Raw genomic sequence first — 16,145 nt, 5'->3', positions numbered from 1 at the left:
TTGGTGAGGGAAGTTCCTCCACTTGCCGCCCGGGGCATTGGCGACCTGTCAGCAAGATGTGAGGGTGGGGCCGTGTTCGATCCCGCCAGGAGTTGATCGCCATGACGCGTACCGTCGAAAAGGCCACCGGAGCAGTCCGTCAGCGGGTCTCTTCGCTCACCTCGATCCCGTTGCCTCACGCGGTCGACCGACGCTGGTTCGGCGCGACCTGGCCGGTCCGGGAACTCGCGCCCGCGCCTGCGGGCCTCAAACCGGTCCTCGGCGACGCGGGAGCACCTCTCATCGGGCACACGCTGGACTACATGCGTTTCGGCAGGGATTTCACCCTCAAACGTTACGAAATGTACGGCCCGGTGTCGTGGATGGGCTCGTTCGGTACTCGGCTCGTGACCATCACCGGCCCGGAGGCCACGCAGATAGCCTTGGTCAACAAGGACAAGGCGTTTTCGTCGCAGGAGGGATGGAAGTTCTTCATCGAGCGGTTCTTCGAACGCGGTCTGATGCTGTTCGATTTCGGAGAGCATCACCTACACCGCCGGATCATGCAGGCGGCGTTCACCCGGGACAAACTCGCCGGCTACGTCGGCCAGATGGGACCGGTGTTGCGCGAGGGAGTGAAGGCCTGGGGCGGGAGTTCGAAGCCGCGCATCTATTGGTCCTTCAAGCAACTGACACTCGACGTCGCGACACGTGTGTTCATGGGCATGCGGTCCGGGGACGACGCGGAGGCGATCAACCGCGCGTTCGTGAAGTCGGTACGCGCGGGCACCGCGCTCATCCGGTTCCCGGTACCCGGCGGCCGGTGGGCGGCGGGGCTGCAGGGCCGCAAAGTCCTCGAAGACTACTTCCGCGCGAACCTGCCGTCGAAGCGAAAAGGAGACGGCGAAGACCTTTTCTCCGCGCTGTGTTCGGCGACCACCGAAGACGGGGATCAGTTCACCGATACCGACGTCGTCAACCACATGATCTTCCTCATGATGGCCGCGCACGAAACCGCGACGATCTCCGCCGCGACCGTCGCCTATCATCTCGCCAAGAATCCCGGCTGGCAGGAACGGGCGCGCCAGGAATCGCTCGCGCTCGGTGACGAGGTGCCGGACATCGAGGCATTGGAAAGCCTGACAACCTTGGACATGATCTTCAAGGAAGCCTTGCGATTGAACGCCCCTTCGCCCTCGTCGGCGAGGATGACGCTGAAGGACACGGAGGTTCTCGGCTACTTCATTCCTCAGGGAACACTGATCAACGTCACGCCCACCGCCAATCACTTCGCGCCGGAATGCTGGTCCGACCCGATGCGGTTCGACCCCGAACGGTTCAGTGAGGAACGCCGCGAAGACAAATCGCACCGCTATGCGTGGCTGCCGTTCGGTGGTGGCGCGCACAAGTGCATCGGCCTGTATTTCGCGACCTATGAGGTGAAAGCGGCGCTGCACGAGATGCTACGTGCCTATCGCTGGTCGGTGCCCGAGAGCTATACGGCTCGCTGGGACTACACCTCCCTGCCCATTCCCGCGGATGGGATGCCGATCCGGCTCGAGCGACGCTGACTCCTCGCCACCCGGGTACAGGGCCGACACGCTTGATCAGCGGTCACTCACCCGCGTCGACCACCTCGTAGGTGGCGTCCCGTGTCGCGAAAGCCACTTTCGCGACGCCTGATGTCCCGAAAGTGGCTTTCGCGACACGTTCGACAGCCGGGGAGAGCGCAGGGCCAGGCGGTTGTGAGCGGCGATTCGGGTTATTGGAGGGGAAGGTCAAAGGTGGCGTGGTCGGGTACTTGCTGGAGGCCGGGTTCGGTGTCGCGAAAGCCACTTTCGCGACGTATCCGAGCCTTCGGTCGCCATAAGGACCGCACCACCTGTGGCGAAGGGGCCTTTCCGCGCGTGCGATGAGGTGAAAGCTCCCTTCACCTCGCCGAGTACCCCCGAGCGCCGGTCCGTGAAGGCCTCCTTCCCTACCCTGAGAGTAGGGAAGGAGGCCTTCACGGACTCGCCACCCGACAGGGACACGACATTGATCGGGCGCTCGATCGGCGCGGGTTTTCCCTTGTGGACATATCGCCCTGGGAGCGTCCCGTGAGTATGTTCGGAACCCTGACGCCCGGGACACACTCTGGTCGCGAGCAGGTGAGGACGGCCCGCGTGGCGCGGGTCCGATCATGCCATCTTTGGCTTACCCCTCAAATAGCCCTCACCGGCGAAGGTGGTCGTGGCGGGGAGCGGGCCGTCCGGACGAATCGTGAGCCCGTGGGCGATCCCGGCCGGGATGTGCTCGACGTTCGTTCGAAAGTGCGGTAGCACCGCGTCGAGGAGGGCGACAGACTCGCGGAGCGCGAACCGCATGCCGATGCAGGTCCGGGGTCCGGACCCGAACGGCAGGTACGCGCCGGGATGCCGTGGACGGCCTCCTGGTGTGCCGAAGCGACCCGGAGAGAAGACTTCGGCGTCGGGCCACCACTGTGGATCGCGGTGGATCAGGTAAGGGCAGACCATGACGTCCATCCCTGCGGTGACCGTGCGGCCGCCGAGGGTGTCCTCGGCGACCGCCTGCCGGGGTACCAGCCACACCGGCGGATAGAGCCTCATCGCCTCCCGTACCAGCGCCTCGGCGACGGACGTCGGCTCGGTGGCCTCGGCAAGGAGGCGCTCCCGTGCCACGGGGTTGCGCTGCAACAGAACGAAGGTCCAGGTGAGGGCGGTCGCCGTGGTTTCGTAACCGGCGGCGAACAGCGTGACGAGCTCGTCACGGATGAGTTCGTCGGTGTACTCGGGAAACCGGTCCGCCGCGGCCACGAGGGTGGACAGGAACCCCGTCCGGTCGCCGGCCGCGCGGGCACCGGCGATTTCCCGCTTCGCCAGGCCGTCGATGCGGCCCAGGTCTTCGGAGACCGCCTTCCGGGCGGCCTCGGCGTCTACGGGAAGCGCTTTCAAGGTGGCGACGATCCGCTCGACCGAAGCCAGCTCTCGCGCGACCTCGTCGTCGAGCGGCCGCCCGGTGATCGCCCGCCAGATGACGTCCTGAGCGAACATCGTCAGCTCGTCACCGAGGTCGAACCGACGTCCGGTGCGCGCGTGTCCTGCCCAGCGTTCGCCCGTGGCCCGCGCGCTCTCGGCGATGGCGTTCTCATAGCGGTGCAGCGCCCGGGCGGTGAACTGGGGCTGTAGTACACGGCGCTGCCGGCGCCACGCCGCGCCGGTCGCGTTGATGAGGCCGTCACCCATCAAGACACGGGTGCGGTGGCTGCGGGTCAACTTGGTGTAGTTGTCGGCGTGCCGCACCAGAACCCGGTGTGCGCTCTCAGGTTCGGACACCACGATCGTCCGGTGCCCACCGAGGACGATCTCGGCGACACCGCCCTGCCGGTTCCGGGCCCGCGTCAACTGCTCGACCAGGGAGTGGTGCTCGTCCACGATTCTTCCCCCTCGAAGTAGCCCGGTCACCCGGTCCGCACGGTCGCGGCGAAGAGAAGCGCGTCCCGGGTCTGATCGACGTGCGGCGGGATGAACATGCTGAAATGATTACCACTCACCGGAAAGACGCGCACCCCGGCGGTTTCGACGTGCTCCCAGCCGTTGGCGGGGTCGTCGAGATGCAGCTTCAAGCCGAAGTTCGCCGAGGGCATCGGCGCGAACCCGTCAGCGGTCTTCAGCACGTGCAGGGTCAGGTCCGAAGGCGGGCAGGGGTAGGTCGCGTAGGCGCGGATCGAACTCAGCTGGACTTCGACGATCGAAGCCAGGTGCTCTTCGTAGCGGGCGGGGTCGCTGGCGCCGAGCGCACGGGCCAGTGCTTCACGTTGCCCGCCGAGCGGCGCGTTCAGGTCCACACCACAGTCGCAGGCGCCGAGCGCGACGCAGGACATGTGCCGCACCACGGCTTGGTCACGCAGGGCCCCCGCGATGTCGTCCTCCGGTACGGGTTGGCCGTCGACGGCCACGAACGTGTCCAGCAATGCCACCGGCGCCACCTCCGCTCCAGCCGCGCGAAGCTGCCGTCCGACTTCATAGGCGACGACGCCGCCGAAGGAGTGGCCGCCGACCCAGTACGGCCCGTCGGGAACCATGGCCCGGATTCGCGACGTGATCGCCTCGGCGATCTCCTCGACGTCGTCCGTGGCGGGGCCGGAGCCGGCGTCGAGCCTGCCGGGAATCTCGAAGGGGAACAGGGGTTGTTCCGGGCCCAGTGCCGCGGCGAGCGGACGGAGGTAGGTACCCGCCGCGCCGATGCCGCCTACACAGAAGAAAGGGCGTACTCCTGGTGAGAAGTGCCGGCGCACTGAGACCTGCCAGCGTTCCAGTTCGGATGGTGATCCCTCTTCGGCGAGATAGCCCGACACCGCGTCGATCGTGGGTAGCTGCAGAAAAAGGGTGTGAGGGACCCGGAACCCGAGGTACGTGGACAGCCGGGACATGAGGCCGGCGAGAGCCAGGGAATCGAACGGGAAGCCGGAAAGCGGGGCGCGCGGGTCCGGGGCGGGGGATCCGGTGGCTTCGCCGACGGCTTGGACCAACCAGGCCCGAATCTCGGCGCTGGTCCGGGCGGCGGGGCGCGCGGACGAGTCCGGGGAGGCCAGGGTGTCAGAGCCCGAGAACTGGCGTCGGACCAGGTCCAGCGCGTGACTCATCGCGCATTCCACCGATTCGAAGCCCAGGAGTCCGCCGGTGAAGTAGGTGTGGTTCTCGCCTTGCCGCGCTTCGAGGTCTTCCAGGACCCCGGCTCGGACGTCCGCGCTCGTGAAGTGCGGCATGAGGGCCCAGTCCCGGTGCAGAAGCGGTCGCAGGTCCTCGCCCCCGTGTGCGGCGAGGTCGGACTCGAGCTGCCTCGCGGTGTCTTCGCCGAGGTAGGAGTAGCACGTGTAGACGTCACTTTCGGGATACCGATGCTGGAATCCGATGCAGTGCCCGCGATCCGCGGAGCTGTCCGCGAACTCGCCCAGCAGGTAGAACGCGTCCCTGGGCAAGCCGGACACGCCGGCCACCGTCGTCCGGTAGCGCTGGTAACGCACCCGGCGAGCCCAGTCGTGTTCGCGCGCTGACAGGTCGAAGGCAGCGGCGACCCGGTCCGGCGGCACCGCGACGATCAGGTCGTCCGCTTCGACGTCGCCGCCATCGGTGTGGACGAGCACCCCGCCCGTCGCCGTGTCGCGGCGCTCGATCGAGAGGACCTTCGTACTGAGCCGCACATCCTCGAGTTCCGCCGCGACCAGCTCCCATAAGGTCCCGAAGCCACCCTTGACGGTGAAGCGCGCTTCGAGCGTGTCGGCGGTGTGCACGGTGTCGGAGAGCAAACCTGTCGTCTCGACATACTTGACGAAGTACAACGCGGGGAGGTCGTCGTCGGGATATCCGTAACCGGCGCACGTGTAGCCCAGCCCGAAGGTGGTGTACATCGAGTGGAGGTCGTTTTCGGCCAGCCATTCGGACAGCGGCGCGGACAGCGCTCGCGCGGAGTGGGCAAGGCCGGGCTCACTGATCCGGGGGAACCGAGCCGCCCGTAACCGTTCGTAGCGCTCGACCGAGCCGTCGACGAAGAACCGCATGTCGGTGGTGGTGCGGCCCGATCGGCCGGTGCTCAGCACTCGCTCGGCCGGGGTGGGCTCGGTCGCGACGCCGAGTTCCGCGGCCAGTGCGGCCAGCCGGCGGTAACGTCCGGTGCAGATATGGGCACCCAGGTCATGTGGATGCCCGTCGAATTCGACGGAAGCGGCCTTCCCGCCGACGTGGTCGGCGGATTCGAGCACGATGGTGCGATGTCCGGCGCGTTCCAGCTCGCGGGCGGCGGTGAGACCGCTCGGCCCCGCTCCGATGACGCAGACCGTCCGCTTCGCCGACCCGGTGTCGCGCCGCGGTGGGCGCAACAGTTCGGCCAGTCGCGGCGGTATGGGCTTCCCGAGGCGCGCGAGAGAGGTCATGCGGTACATCAGCGCGCGAAGATGTCCCAGCGACGCGGTGGACCGCGGGGAGCGCGACAGCGTGATACCGAGCCCCGGGGGAGCGAGTGCGGGATCGAAGGCCAGGGCGTCAGTTTCCGCGTCGGGCAAAGACCGGTCGAAATGGATTTCGGCGAGATCGGTCCACTGGTAAGCGGTGGGCCACGGCCTGCTGGCATCGAGAGCCGCTTCGAGTCTTGCCACATCGGATTCCATCGGACGCAGCCGGATTTGGAGCACGCAGCCGACCCCGCCGCCGTCCAGCCGGGCCCGCAACTCGTCCCGCAGGGCGGTGGGTGAGCCGGTCTCACCAGCGGGCCGGCCCACTGCCTCGGGAGGGGTCGGCGGCCACCACTGGTCGACCGGGTCGTAATGCCCGTGCTGTACCGGCTCCCGCGCCGGAAGCACCCGGTACCGGGCCAGCCAGCGCGTGCCGTCGGCCGCGACGAAGGGCTTGGGGGCTTGACTGTGGAGTTCGTAGGCCGCGTAGGAGGTCGCCACGCGCTCGGTTTCCCAGAGAGCCTCGCGCAATCGCGGATGCCGTCCGAGCACCTGGTCGCGTTGTTCGGCGGAGCCCGCGGTGAGCTGCCGGAACGTATGGGCGTCGGGGGCGAAGAAGTGCTCACCGGTGTTGAACGTCAGGTCGAACAGCCCTGTCCGCGCTCCAGGGTCGAGCAGCCGGAGGGACAGGCCACGGACCGAAACCTCGTGATCGTCGTTGCCCTGGGAGTTGCTGTAGCGGCCGAGAACGGGAAGGACCCGGCCAGGGCGGAAAAAGTCATGGGCGGGGAAGGCCTGGTCCGTCACGAACCTGAGGCTGCCGCGAGCCCCGGTCGACGCGGGGTGGAGGAACCGGGTCCGATGACGGGCCGAGTAGGCGACCAGCCCGGACAGGTCGATGAGGACCTGACGGAAGTCGTCGTCGATGTCGTACAACCGAGGGTCTTCGGGCCCCGAGGACGGCACGAATCCTGGTCTCACATCGCCTCCTGGAGCTCGTGACCGGAAGAACGGAAGGTGTGCAGTACACCGTCCTTTTCGGACAATGCGCCGTCCGTGAAGGACTGCCTGACGACCTGTCGTCTCAGCTTGCCGCTGGAGGTCTTCGCGGCGACGCCGGGACGGCCGATCACCAGCGTGCCGACCGTGAGCCCGTGCTCCAGGCCGACGTGGGTGCGGACGTCGTCCCAGACACGTAGGGCGTCCTCGCGGTTCAGCCGGTCGGTGCGGACCTCCACGAGTACCACGAGGTGATCTCGCACGCCGTCGTCGACCGAGAAGGCCATCGTTCCGCCGGGCCGCAGCAGCGGATTGCAGTCCCGGACGGTGTCCTCCACGTCGCCCGGGTGCACGTTGCGGCCGCGGAGGATCATCAGGTCCTTGATCCGGCCGGTCACGTACAGTTCGCCGTCCCGCAGGAAACCCAGATCACCGGTCCGGAGGTAGCCGCGGGGATCGCCGACACCGGCGAGCTTCGCGTGGAAGGTCTCGGCGGTCAGTTCCGGCCGTCCCCAGTATCCTGCGGTGGTGGTCGTGGATCGCACCCAGATCTCTCCGACCCGATCGGGACGGCAGGGTCGCCGGGTGCCCGGGTCGACGATCCGGATCTCGTCACCCGGCTTGCTCGAACGTCCGCAGCCGCGGAGGACGACGGCTCGGCCGTCCTCGACGGCGTTCACGACCTCTCCCCGGGACAACGCCTCCTTGTCGAGCGTCGCCCGGCCCTGTCCTCGATTGGTGACACTGGCGGTGTTCTCGGCGAGGCCGTAGGCAGCGAAGAACACGTCGTCACGCAGGCCGGTTTCAGCGAACGCGGCTGAAAACTCGCGGGCGGTCCGGTCCCGTACCGGCTCGGCCGCACAGATCGCCATCTCCAGCCGGCTCAGATCCCAGCCGGCGCGCTGCGCCGCGGTCGTCTTGCGGACGGCGAGGTCATAGGCGAAGTCGGGTGCCGAGGTGATCGTCGCCCCGACCCGGGACATGACCTCGAACCAGATCGCGGGATCACGCAGGAAGGTCACGGGCGACATCAGGTGGGTGGCGGAATTCCCGCTCACCGTGCTGAGGATGACGTTGATCAACCCCATGTCGTGGTACTGCGGGATCCAGAACACACCGCGTGTCCCGTCGTGCAGCCGCAGATCGGTGACGTTCGCCGCGAGCTCGTGCGCGATGTTCCCGTGTGTCACCACGACACCTTTGGGTGTGCCGGTCGAACCCGAGGTGTACTGCAGGAACGCCGTCTCGTCCGGGGAGGCGGGAACGTGCCTGAGCCCGGGCGCGGCCGGTTCGCGAACCCGCCGATCGGTGCGGTGCCAGGTCAGGTCCGGGGTGTTCGCCACGCTACGGCCGAAGAATCCGGCCACGGCCGCGACCTTCCGGGCCCGGTCGTAGGTAGCGTTCGTCAACGCGATCCGGGCCCCGCAGTCGGCGACGATCCTCGCGAACGTCTCCGACGAGCGGCCTGGCCGGGTCGGGTCGGGCGGGTACACCGGCACCGGGATCACACCGGCGGCGAGGCAACCGGTGAAAGCGGGAATGAAGTCCAGACCCGGTGGGTAGACCAGGACCGCCCTTTCGCCCGGGTGCAGATCCCACCCCCGCAAGGCCGTCGCGACCTTGTCCGTCGCCTCGCCGAGTTCGCCGGCGGTCACCGTTCCCGTGTCCCGGCCATCGTCGCCTACCCAGGTGAAAAGTAGCCGGTTCGGCTCCACCGAACACAGCCGGTGTAACGCACCGAGCACCGTGGGTGAAGTGGGAGAAGCCATGACTGATCGTGTTCCGCCCGGTCGCCTGGCCGGAAGACGGCCATCGGTGGAACGTACTTTTCGGATAGCGACCCTGCCCTGAATGTCACTCGTCGAATGATCAGAGGAAGAGGCTGATCGTGTCCGAATTCATTCGAGCCGGAGTTGAAGTGGATCTGTTCCGGCACATGGCTTTCGACTGCACCTAAGGGCACAAAGGCTATCCTGCCGAGCGGCTCGTCAGTCTCCGCGTTGAAAACGCGGGTACGAATGAGCGAGTCTTTTCCTCGGCCCGCGACGGCTTGAGGAAGGGTAGGAAAATGTTCGTGGTGTTGGCGGCCGATCCGAGTGTCGATCGTATGATCGAGGTGGAGCGGCTCGAAAGGGCCGGTCTGCACTGGGCCTCAGCCGGCACGATGCGTCCCAGTGGCAAGGGCGTCCACTTGGCACGGGCTTTGGCGAGCCAAAGGCTCAAAGCTCGTGTCGTGGTGCCCGCCGGGGGCCAGGAAGGAGACAACCTGGTCAGCTTGCTCCGAGCCGAGGACATCGAGGTGATCAGGGTCCGCACCGAAGCGACGGTGCGGACGAACATCAGCCTGGTGGAGCCGGACGCGACCGTGACCAGGGTGAACGAGGTCGGGCCGCGCTTGACCGGCGGGGAAGTGCAGGTTCTCGCCGACGCGCTGGTAAAGCACGCGGACGACGCGGAGTGGGCCGTGCTGGCGGGACGGACGCCGCGGGGAATGGACGCCGAAGTGCTGGCCGAGCTGGTCGCCCGGCTGACCGTCGCCGGGGTCAAGGTCGCTGTCGATACCAGCGGGACGGCTCTGGTCGAGGCGGTGAAGGCCGGCCCGGCTTTGGTCAAAGTGACTCTCGACGAGCTCAAAAGTGCGACCGCCCGGCAACTGACCACGTTCGCCGATGTCGTCGACGCGGCACAGCAACTGCGTTCCCTCGGCGCCGGTGCCGTGCTGGCCGGATTCGGTGCGAAAGGCGCCGTACTGATCGAGGACACCGGAGCGTGGCGCGTCAAGGTGGTGACGGCCAAGCCGGTGAACCCCGGTGCCGGAGACGCTCTGCTCGCCGGGTTCCTCGCGGCCGGTGCAGAGGGGAAACAGGCGCTCGCCGCCGGTGTGGTCTGGGCGGCAGCCACGTTTTCCCTGCCGGGAACCTTCATGCCGTGGCTCGGCGACCTCGGAGTCTGCGAGGGGGAGGTGGATGAGAGTTCCGAGTGGGAGGAGGCGGTACGCGGCTGAGCGCCGGGCGAAGAGTCCGGAACCCGTCCGCCGGTACCGCGGGGCGGCGAACGTGTGATTGAGGGGGAAGCCTGTGTTGGACAACGTCATCTGTTCGGCTGTGCGGGAACATGCTTGGGTGGGGAAGGTGCACCGGATGCCTTCCGGGGCGCTGGAGGTCGAGCCCGCGCGAGACGCCCTCACCTTCGGAGGCGCGTCCTGGGCGCTCGTGGGTGAATACCTGCGTAACTGGGCAGACCTCTACGAGTGGGCCTTCGCGTCGGCCGATCTCGACGCCGGCGGGGCCGATTTCGCCGGCCTGACCGCCGCCGGCCCGGTGTCGGACAAGGATGTCTGCGACTGGATCGAGCACACCGCCGCGCTGGTACTCGAGTCCCGGCCTCGCCGTGTGGTGGAGCTCGGCTGCGGAACCGGGCTCCTGCTTCGGCACCTTCAAGACGAGGTCGAAGCGTACGTGGGGGTCGACCCGACGAAATTCGCGGTGGACGGGATCCGCGCGGCGAACCTCCCCGGCGTGCAAGCGGTTCTGGGCGGGGCCCACGACTTGTTGTCGCGCAGGGTGAAGCGCGCGATGGTTGAGACCATGGGGACGGGACGTAAGCCGGACTGTGTGGTGATGAACGGTGTCGTGCAGTGCTTCCCCGGAACGGAGTATCTGGCGACCGTGCTTCGCGAAGCGATCGATCTGGTCGAACCCGGCGGCCGGGTGATCCTTGGGGACGTGAGGAATCTCGCTTTGGTGGCCGAGTACGACCAGTGGTCGCGCGCCGAGACGGGCGTGGAGCCGGGGTGGTTCCGGGACGAGGACGAACTCTGGGTGGATCCGCGACTGATCGAGCTGCTCGCCGAAGCGTCGGGTCGCGAGGTCAAGGTCTCCATCCGGGCGAAGACCATGCCCGGGGACAACGAATTCACCAGGTTTCGGTACGACGCGGTCATTCATGTGGAACCTGAGCGGGAAGAACCTCCCTCCGAAGCGGTGGTCTGGGACGACCTCGCCGAAAGGCGTCTCGAAACGGTGTCGGAGCTCGCCGGAAGCGGGGCCGTCGTGGTCACCGGGATACCCAACGCCTTGCTGGACGCGCGACCTCATGCCGTGACGCCCAGCGCGTTGAGCGACGCCATTGGGGGCACCGGCTTCGTTGTGGCGGTGTCACTCGAAGACCCGGCATTGCTGGAAGTCCGGCCGAGTGGTGGCGACAGGCCCAGGGCCGCCTCGGTGCCTTTCGAGGACGATCCGCTCGAAAGGTTCGTCGCCCGCAGGCTTCCGGAACTCTTGCGAGCGTACCTGGCGGAAACCTTCCCCGGCGCCCGCTTGCCGGAGATCCTCGTCAGGCGTCCTTCGTACTCATGAGGTATGCGAAGCAATTCTCCTTATTGAGTGGGAATTCGCGCGTGGCCGAACGGACGACACGCGTGATCAGGCGGACGACACGCGGTGGGAGGGAGAGCGCCGTCGATGCGTGGTGACACCGCACGGATGCTGCGACGGCACAACCAATCGCTGATCCTCACCGCGCTCTATCACGATGGGCCGTTGAGCCGGGTGGAACTGAGCGCGGTCACCGGACTGGGTGCCGCCGCCGTCTCCCAGCTGGTGGCCATTCTGCTGCGGAGCCGGCTGATCCGCGAAGCGGGGCAGGTTCGCTCTCGCGGCGGACGGCCGCGGATCCTGCTCGAAATCGATCCTGGGGCCGGGTATCTGGCCGGTGTCGACGTGGCCGAGGGTTGCGTGGCGTGGGGATTGTTCGATCTGGCGATGCGGCCGATCGACGCGCAACGCCGTCAGCTCCGTAGTGAGCTTCCGGACATCGGCAAGGTGGCCGGTGAAATCACCTCGGGGCTTCGGGAGCTGCTGAACGCGGCCGATGTCCGCGAACCGGACCTGCTGGGCGTGGGGATCGGGCTGCCGAAGACAGCGGCCGGTGGCCCGGCCACCGAGTGGTCCTCGGACCGCTGGCGAGCCTCGACGGGGCTCGCCGCCCCGGTGTTCGCCGGCCGCGGAGTGCACAATCTGGCCTTGGCGGAGAGCAAATTCGGTGCCGCACGCGGTGCTGATCGTGTGGTCGTGATCGAGCTCGGCGCGGGCGCGGACGCCGCCCTCGTCGTCGACGGACGCGTCGAGCGAATCTGCGAATGGGGGCATACGACGATCGACTACGGCGGACGTCGCTGCCACTGCGGCGTGCGAGGCTGTATCGAGGCGTATGTCGGCGCGAGGGGCGTTCTCCGGCGGTATCACGAGTTGTGTCAGCGAAGACCGCTTCAAGGCGGAAACGAAGTCACCGAACTGACCGCACTTCTCGCTTCGGCGCCCCGATCCGAGACGGCGGCGGCACTCGTACGGGAGACTGCCGGGCATCTCGGAGCGGCGATCGGAAACCTCATCTCGCTGTTCACGCCGACCAAGGTGGTCCTTGCCGGCTGGGCCGGGTTGCTGCTGGGCGGCCGCTATCTGGCCGAAATTGGGAGAGCCGCGGCCGGGTATACACGGCCTCTCTCCTACCAGCGCGTCTCCCTCGAACTCGGCCGCGCGGGGCCGCGCGCCGAGTTGATCGGAGCGGCCGCCCTGCCGCTCGCGGCTGTGCTCGACCGCGGCGAGGATCCGAGGACCGGCGGCGGGTGACAGCGAGCGGCTTCCGTCTGACCACTCGCGTCGCTGTCCTTCCGGGCCGAGGGCTTGCCTGGAACGCCCGGAAGAGTCCTGGAGCCCTTGTCATCACCTGGAGCCTGCCTGCCCACTGGAGGTGGACGTTCGTCACAGTCCACACGAGAACCACTTCAGGATGGTGATCACGGTGACCCCAGGAGAACTGAACCACCGAGAGCGCGCGATTCTCCGCGCCGTCGCGGACGGTCGTGGTGAACTACTCGCCGGATGCGAGCCGGATCTGGCGATCGACGGCGGCTGGTGCGACCGGATCGCCGTCGCGCGCTTGATCGCCGGAGGCTGGATCTGCGCGGTGCGGCCGGCGCGCGCAGGCGATCGCGTTCCCGCGCGGATCACCGACGTCGCACGCTCACGGCTCGACATCGCGCCTGCGTTGACAGCCTGATCAGCCTCCCTTCGGGCAAGCATCCTGGACGAACGACCGCGTATCAACGCCGACCGCGGTCGATACCACCGCCGAACGGGTTACCGTCCGATTCTGGGTGAGCTCCTCGAAGGGGAAAGAATTGTTCGAGCGTGTCGAGAAACGTACCGGCGCCGTTCTGGCCGCCGTTCTGCTTCTGGTGACCCCACTAAGCGCTTGTAGTGCATTCTCGGAACCGGAATCGCCTGCTCCGGAGAAGGCGAAGATCACGGTCGCCGCCCTGCCGACGATCGATCTGGCGCCGCTGTGGCTGGCGCAGGAGGGCGGCCACTTCGAGGCCGAGGGGCTTCAGGTGAATCTGAAGCCGCTCAACAGCGCTCAACCTCCCTACGACGACATGAACACCGGCAAGGTCGACATCGTCCTGTCGAGCTACGTTCCGTTCATTCTCAGTAGCAGTACCCGCACTCAGAACATCAAGCTGGTCGCCGACGGCTCGTCCACCGACAAGTACAGTAGCGCGGTCGTCACTGTGCCAGGATCGCCTGTCCAGCGGGTCCTCGACCTGCCCGGCAAGCGGGTCGCCGTCGTGGGGACCAACACGATCGCTCAACTGCTGACCCGTTCGGTGATGGTCGACCATGGCCTTGACGACGACAAGGTCGAATGGGTCGAGATGCGGTTGGAAGACGTTGCCGCCGCACTGACCGAAAAACGCGTCGACGCGGCGTACCTGTCCGAGCCGTTCCTGACTCAGGCCCTCCTTTCCTCGAGGGCTTCCGTCGTCGCCGGCCTGTCGACCGGTTCTTCCGTGGACTTTCCGTTGACCGGGTATGCCGCGACCAACGATTGGGTCACCGGCAACCCGAACACGCTGGCCGCTTTCCGGCGGGCCATGGCCGCGGCGAGCCGCGACATCGTCGACCGGTCGAAATTCGAGCCGATCGTGGTCAACCATTTGAAGGTCTCCACCGATGCCGCCGCCCTGATGTCCCTCCCCACGTTCGGTGCCGTGGTCAATCCCCAGCGGCTGCAGCGAGTATCGGATCTTCTGCAGACGATGCAGGTGACGGCCGAGCGATTCGACGTCAATCCGATCATCGCACGGTGAGGAAAGCCTTGCCCGATTCCACCGGATTCTCTTGGACGAACGCTCCGCTTGGCGACCCGGCTGACTGATCGTTTTCTACCATCGTCTTCTTCCGTCGACACAAGGTGACGGAACCCCGACGAAGGCAGGCACGATGTCCAAAGTAGAGGCCCGGAAGGGCGAACGTCCGGCGTCCACACTGGACCGGTTCTTCAAGATCAGCGAGCGCGGCTCGACACCGGGGCGGGAGATCCGCGGTGGGATCGTCACCTTCTTCACGATGGCCTACATCGTGGTGCTGAATCCGCTGATCCTCGGCAGTTTCTCCGCCGAAGACGCGGGTGCGCACAAGGACGTCCTCGGCAACATCCTCCCCGTGCCGCAGGTGGCCGCGGTGACCGCGCTGGTCGCCGGCGTGCTGACGATCATCATGGGCCTGGTCGCGAACTACCCGTTCGCCATCGCCACAGGACTCGGCATCAACAGCCTGATCGCGGTCACCTTCGCCTCCCAGATGACCTGGCCGGAGGCGATGGGCCTGGTGGTGATCGAGGGCCTGGTCATCGTCCTGCTGGTGTTCGCCGGTATCCGGACGGCGGTGTTCAACGCCGTGCCGCCGCCGCTGAAATCCGCGATCGCGGTCGGCATCGGCCTGTTCATCTGCCTGATCGGCCTGGTCGACGCCGGTTTCGTCCGCCGCGTGCCGGACGACGCGAAGACGACCGTGCCGGTCGGGCTGGGCATCAACGGTTCGATCGCGTCGTGGCCGACGCTGGTGTTCGTCGTCGGCCTGCTGGTCACCGGGATCCTGGTGGCGAAGCGGGTCAAGGGCGCGATCCTGATCGGTGTGCTCGCGTCGACCGTGCTGGCGATCGTCGTCGAGGCGATCACCAAGGTCGGCCCGTCCAAGGGCGTGAACCCGCTGGGCTGGAACCTCGGCTACCCGGCGCTGCCGGATCAGGTCCTGGGCCTGCCGGACCTCTCGCTGGTCGGTGACATCTCCTTCGGCGCCTGGACGCGGCTGCCGATCATCACCGTCGTGCTGCTGGTGTTCACCCTGGTGCTGGCGGACTTCTTCGACACCATGGGCTCGATGACCGGCCTGGCCAAGGAGGGCGGTCTCCTCCCGGAGGACGGCAAGCTCCCGAACGTCGGCAAGGCGCTGTTCGTCGACGGCACCGCCGCGGTGGCGGGCGGCTTCGCGTCGTCGAGTTCGAACACCGTCTTCGTCGAATCCGCCTCCGGTATCGCCGAGGGCGCCAGGACCGGGCTCGCGAACGTCGTCACCGGCGTGCTGTTCATCGCGGCCATGTTCCTGACCCCGCTCTACCAGGTCGTCCCGGTCGAGGCCGCCGCCCCGGCGCTGGTCGTCGTCGGCGCACTGATGATGAGCCAGGTCAAGGAGATCGACTTCGCCGACTTCACCGTCGCGCTCCCCGCGTTCCTGACGATCGTCGTCATGCCGTTCACCTACTCGATCGCCAACGGCATCGGCGCCGGCTTCGTCAGCTACGTCGTCATCCGCGCGGTCACCGGCAAGGCCAAGGGCGTGCACCCGCTCATGTGGGGCATCGCCGCCATGTTCGTAGTTTATTTCGCCCTTGAGCCCATCCAAGCCGTTTTCGGATAGCCGCACAGACGCACGGCCTCCGGTGCGATATCGCCGATATCGCACCGGAGGCCGCGTGCTGAACCGTTCATTAGGTGAGGCTTTGTGCCCGATTTTCCCTTCGCTGTCTCGGCTTCTCGTGAGGGATGTCCCCTCGAATCGCAGTCCACAGTGTATTCGTCACGTGCCCGATAAATCCCAGGAAAAAGCTGGGAAGAAGCGGGTGGTGATCTGCGGCACTGGATCGTTCGCACCTGACGCCAAGGCAGAGCGCCGACGACTTCGTCGATCGTCCGTCGAGTGTGTGGAAGGAGGTGAGGTGAGTGTCTGGTGGTTCGGTGCGGTTGCCTGCTGAGTTGCAGAAGTTCTTTTTGGTGACGTTGGGGATGTCGTGGCCTGAGGGCAACGATGTGTCGTTGTCGGAGTTGGAGCGGGCGTGGGGCGAGTTCGAGGTGGCGTTGGGGGAGTTTCGGGTGGCG

10 protein-coding genes are annotated in these 16,145 nt (G+C 67.0%); 7 read left to right on the top strand and 3 right to left on the bottom strand.

Translation table 11 applies throughout. The features are described 5' to 3' along the window. The first annotated feature begins 101 nt into the window (after positions 1-101). On the top strand, positions 102-1,550 hold the full coding sequence (locus tag DMC64_RS37210) for a cytochrome P450 (RefSeq protein ID WP_125737356.1): 1,449 nt from the start codon (positions 102-104) through the stop codon (positions 1,548-1,550). Between the two features lie 609 nt (positions 1,551-2,159). On the opposite strand, the gene DMC64_RS37205 is transcribed toward DMC64_RS37210, so the two are convergent. The 3 genes from DMC64_RS37205 to DMC64_RS37195 are packed head-to-tail and all read right to left on the bottom strand — an operon-like array spanning position 2,160 to position 8,697. Further along, a complete protein-coding gene (locus DMC64_RS37205) occupies positions 2,160-3,413 on the bottom strand; it encodes a cytochrome P450 (RefSeq protein WP_199755218.1) in 1,254 nt (417 codons plus the stop codon). A gap of 26 nt (positions 3,414-3,439) precedes the next feature. Beyond that, positions 3,440-6,910, bottom strand: coding sequence for an FAD-dependent oxidoreductase (locus tag DMC64_RS37200; RefSeq protein WP_125737355.1), 3,471 nt, complete (start codon positions 6,908-6,910; stop codon positions 3,440-3,442). Continuing rightward, positions 6,907-8,697 (bottom strand): fatty acyl-AMP ligase, encoded by a 1,791-nt coding sequence (locus DMC64_RS37195; RefSeq protein WP_125737354.1) that lies wholly within the window; start codon positions 8,695-8,697, stop codon positions 6,907-6,909. The genes DMC64_RS37200 and DMC64_RS37195 overlap by 4 nt, the downstream gene beginning before the upstream one ends. A gap of 338 nt (positions 8,698-9,035) precedes the next feature. On the opposite strand from DMC64_RS37195, the gene DMC64_RS37190 reads away from it, so the two are divergent. The 6 genes from DMC64_RS37190 (at position 9,036) to DMC64_RS37165 (ending at position 15,687) form a co-directional block, all read left to right on the top strand. Further along, on the top strand, positions 9,036-9,932 hold the full coding sequence (locus DMC64_RS37190) for a 1-phosphofructokinase family hexose kinase (protein ID WP_158634309.1): 897 nt from the start codon (positions 9,036-9,038) through the stop codon (positions 9,930-9,932). A gap of 136 nt (positions 9,933-10,068) precedes the next feature. Beyond that, positions 10,069-11,286, top strand: a complete 1,218-nt coding sequence (locus DMC64_RS37185; protein WP_125737352.1) for a bifunctional 2-polyprenyl-6-hydroxyphenol methylase/3-demethylubiquinol 3-O-methyltransferase UbiG — start codon at positions 10,069-10,071, stop codon at positions 11,284-11,286. 105 nt (positions 11,287-11,391) lie between these two features. Beyond that, the gene (locus DMC64_RS37180; RefSeq protein ID WP_125737351.1) at positions 11,392-12,558 is read left to right on the top strand and encodes an ROK family transcriptional regulator; all 1,167 of its coding nucleotides are present in this window, start codon (positions 11,392-11,394) and stop codon (positions 12,556-12,558) included. Positions 12,559-12,730: 172 nt separating this feature from the next. Continuing rightward, positions 12,731-12,988, top strand: coding sequence for a hypothetical protein (locus tag DMC64_RS37175; RefSeq protein WP_233629960.1), 258 nt, complete (start codon positions 12,731-12,733; stop codon positions 12,986-12,988). A gap of 97 nt (positions 12,989-13,085) precedes the next feature. Then, the gene (locus DMC64_RS37170; protein WP_125737349.1) at positions 13,086-14,078 is read left to right on the top strand and encodes an ABC transporter substrate-binding protein; all 993 of its coding nucleotides are present in this window, start codon (positions 13,086-13,088) and stop codon (positions 14,076-14,078) included. Positions 14,079-14,211: 133 nt separating this feature from the next. Beyond that, positions 14,212-15,687: an NCS2 family permease gene (locus tag DMC64_RS37165; RefSeq protein ID WP_125737348.1), complete on the top strand. Its 1,476-nt coding sequence runs from the start codon at positions 14,212-14,214 to the stop codon at positions 15,685-15,687. Positions 15,688-16,145 lie beyond the last annotated feature (458 nt).

It is taken from the genome of Amycolatopsis sp. WAC 04197, assembly GCF_003947475.1.
GTDB lineage: Bacteria > Actinomycetota > Actinomycetes > Mycobacteriales > Pseudonocardiaceae > Amycolatopsis > Amycolatopsis japonica.
Note: the sequence above shows the minus strand (reverse complement) of the source record. Positions and strands in the feature narration are given on the sequence as shown.

What these genes read in the sequence shown, in the direction of transcription:
- DMC64_RS37210 (WP_125737356.1), top strand. Translation starts at nt 102, where the DNA reads ATGACGCGTACCGTCGAAAAGGCCACCGGAGCAGTCCGTCAGCGGGTC.
- DMC64_RS37195 (WP_125737354.1), bottom strand. Translation starts at nt 8,697, where the DNA reads ATGGCTTCTCCCACTTCACCCACGGTGCTCGGTGCGTTACACCGGCTG.
- DMC64_RS37190 (WP_158634309.1), top strand. Translation starts at nt 9,036, where the DNA reads ATGATCGAGGTGGAGCGGCTCGAAAGGGCCGGTCTGCACTGGGCCTCA.
- DMC64_RS37185 (WP_125737352.1), top strand. Translation starts at nt 10,069, where the DNA reads ATGCCTTCCGGGGCGCTGGAGGTCGAGCCCGCGCGAGACGCCCTCACC.
- DMC64_RS37180 (WP_125737351.1), top strand. Translation starts at nt 11,392, where the DNA reads ATGCGTGGTGACACCGCACGGATGCTGCGACGGCACAACCAATCGCTG.
- DMC64_RS37165 (WP_125737348.1), top strand. Translation starts at nt 14,212, where the DNA reads ATGTCCAAAGTAGAGGCCCGGAAGGGCGAACGTCCGGCGTCCACACTG.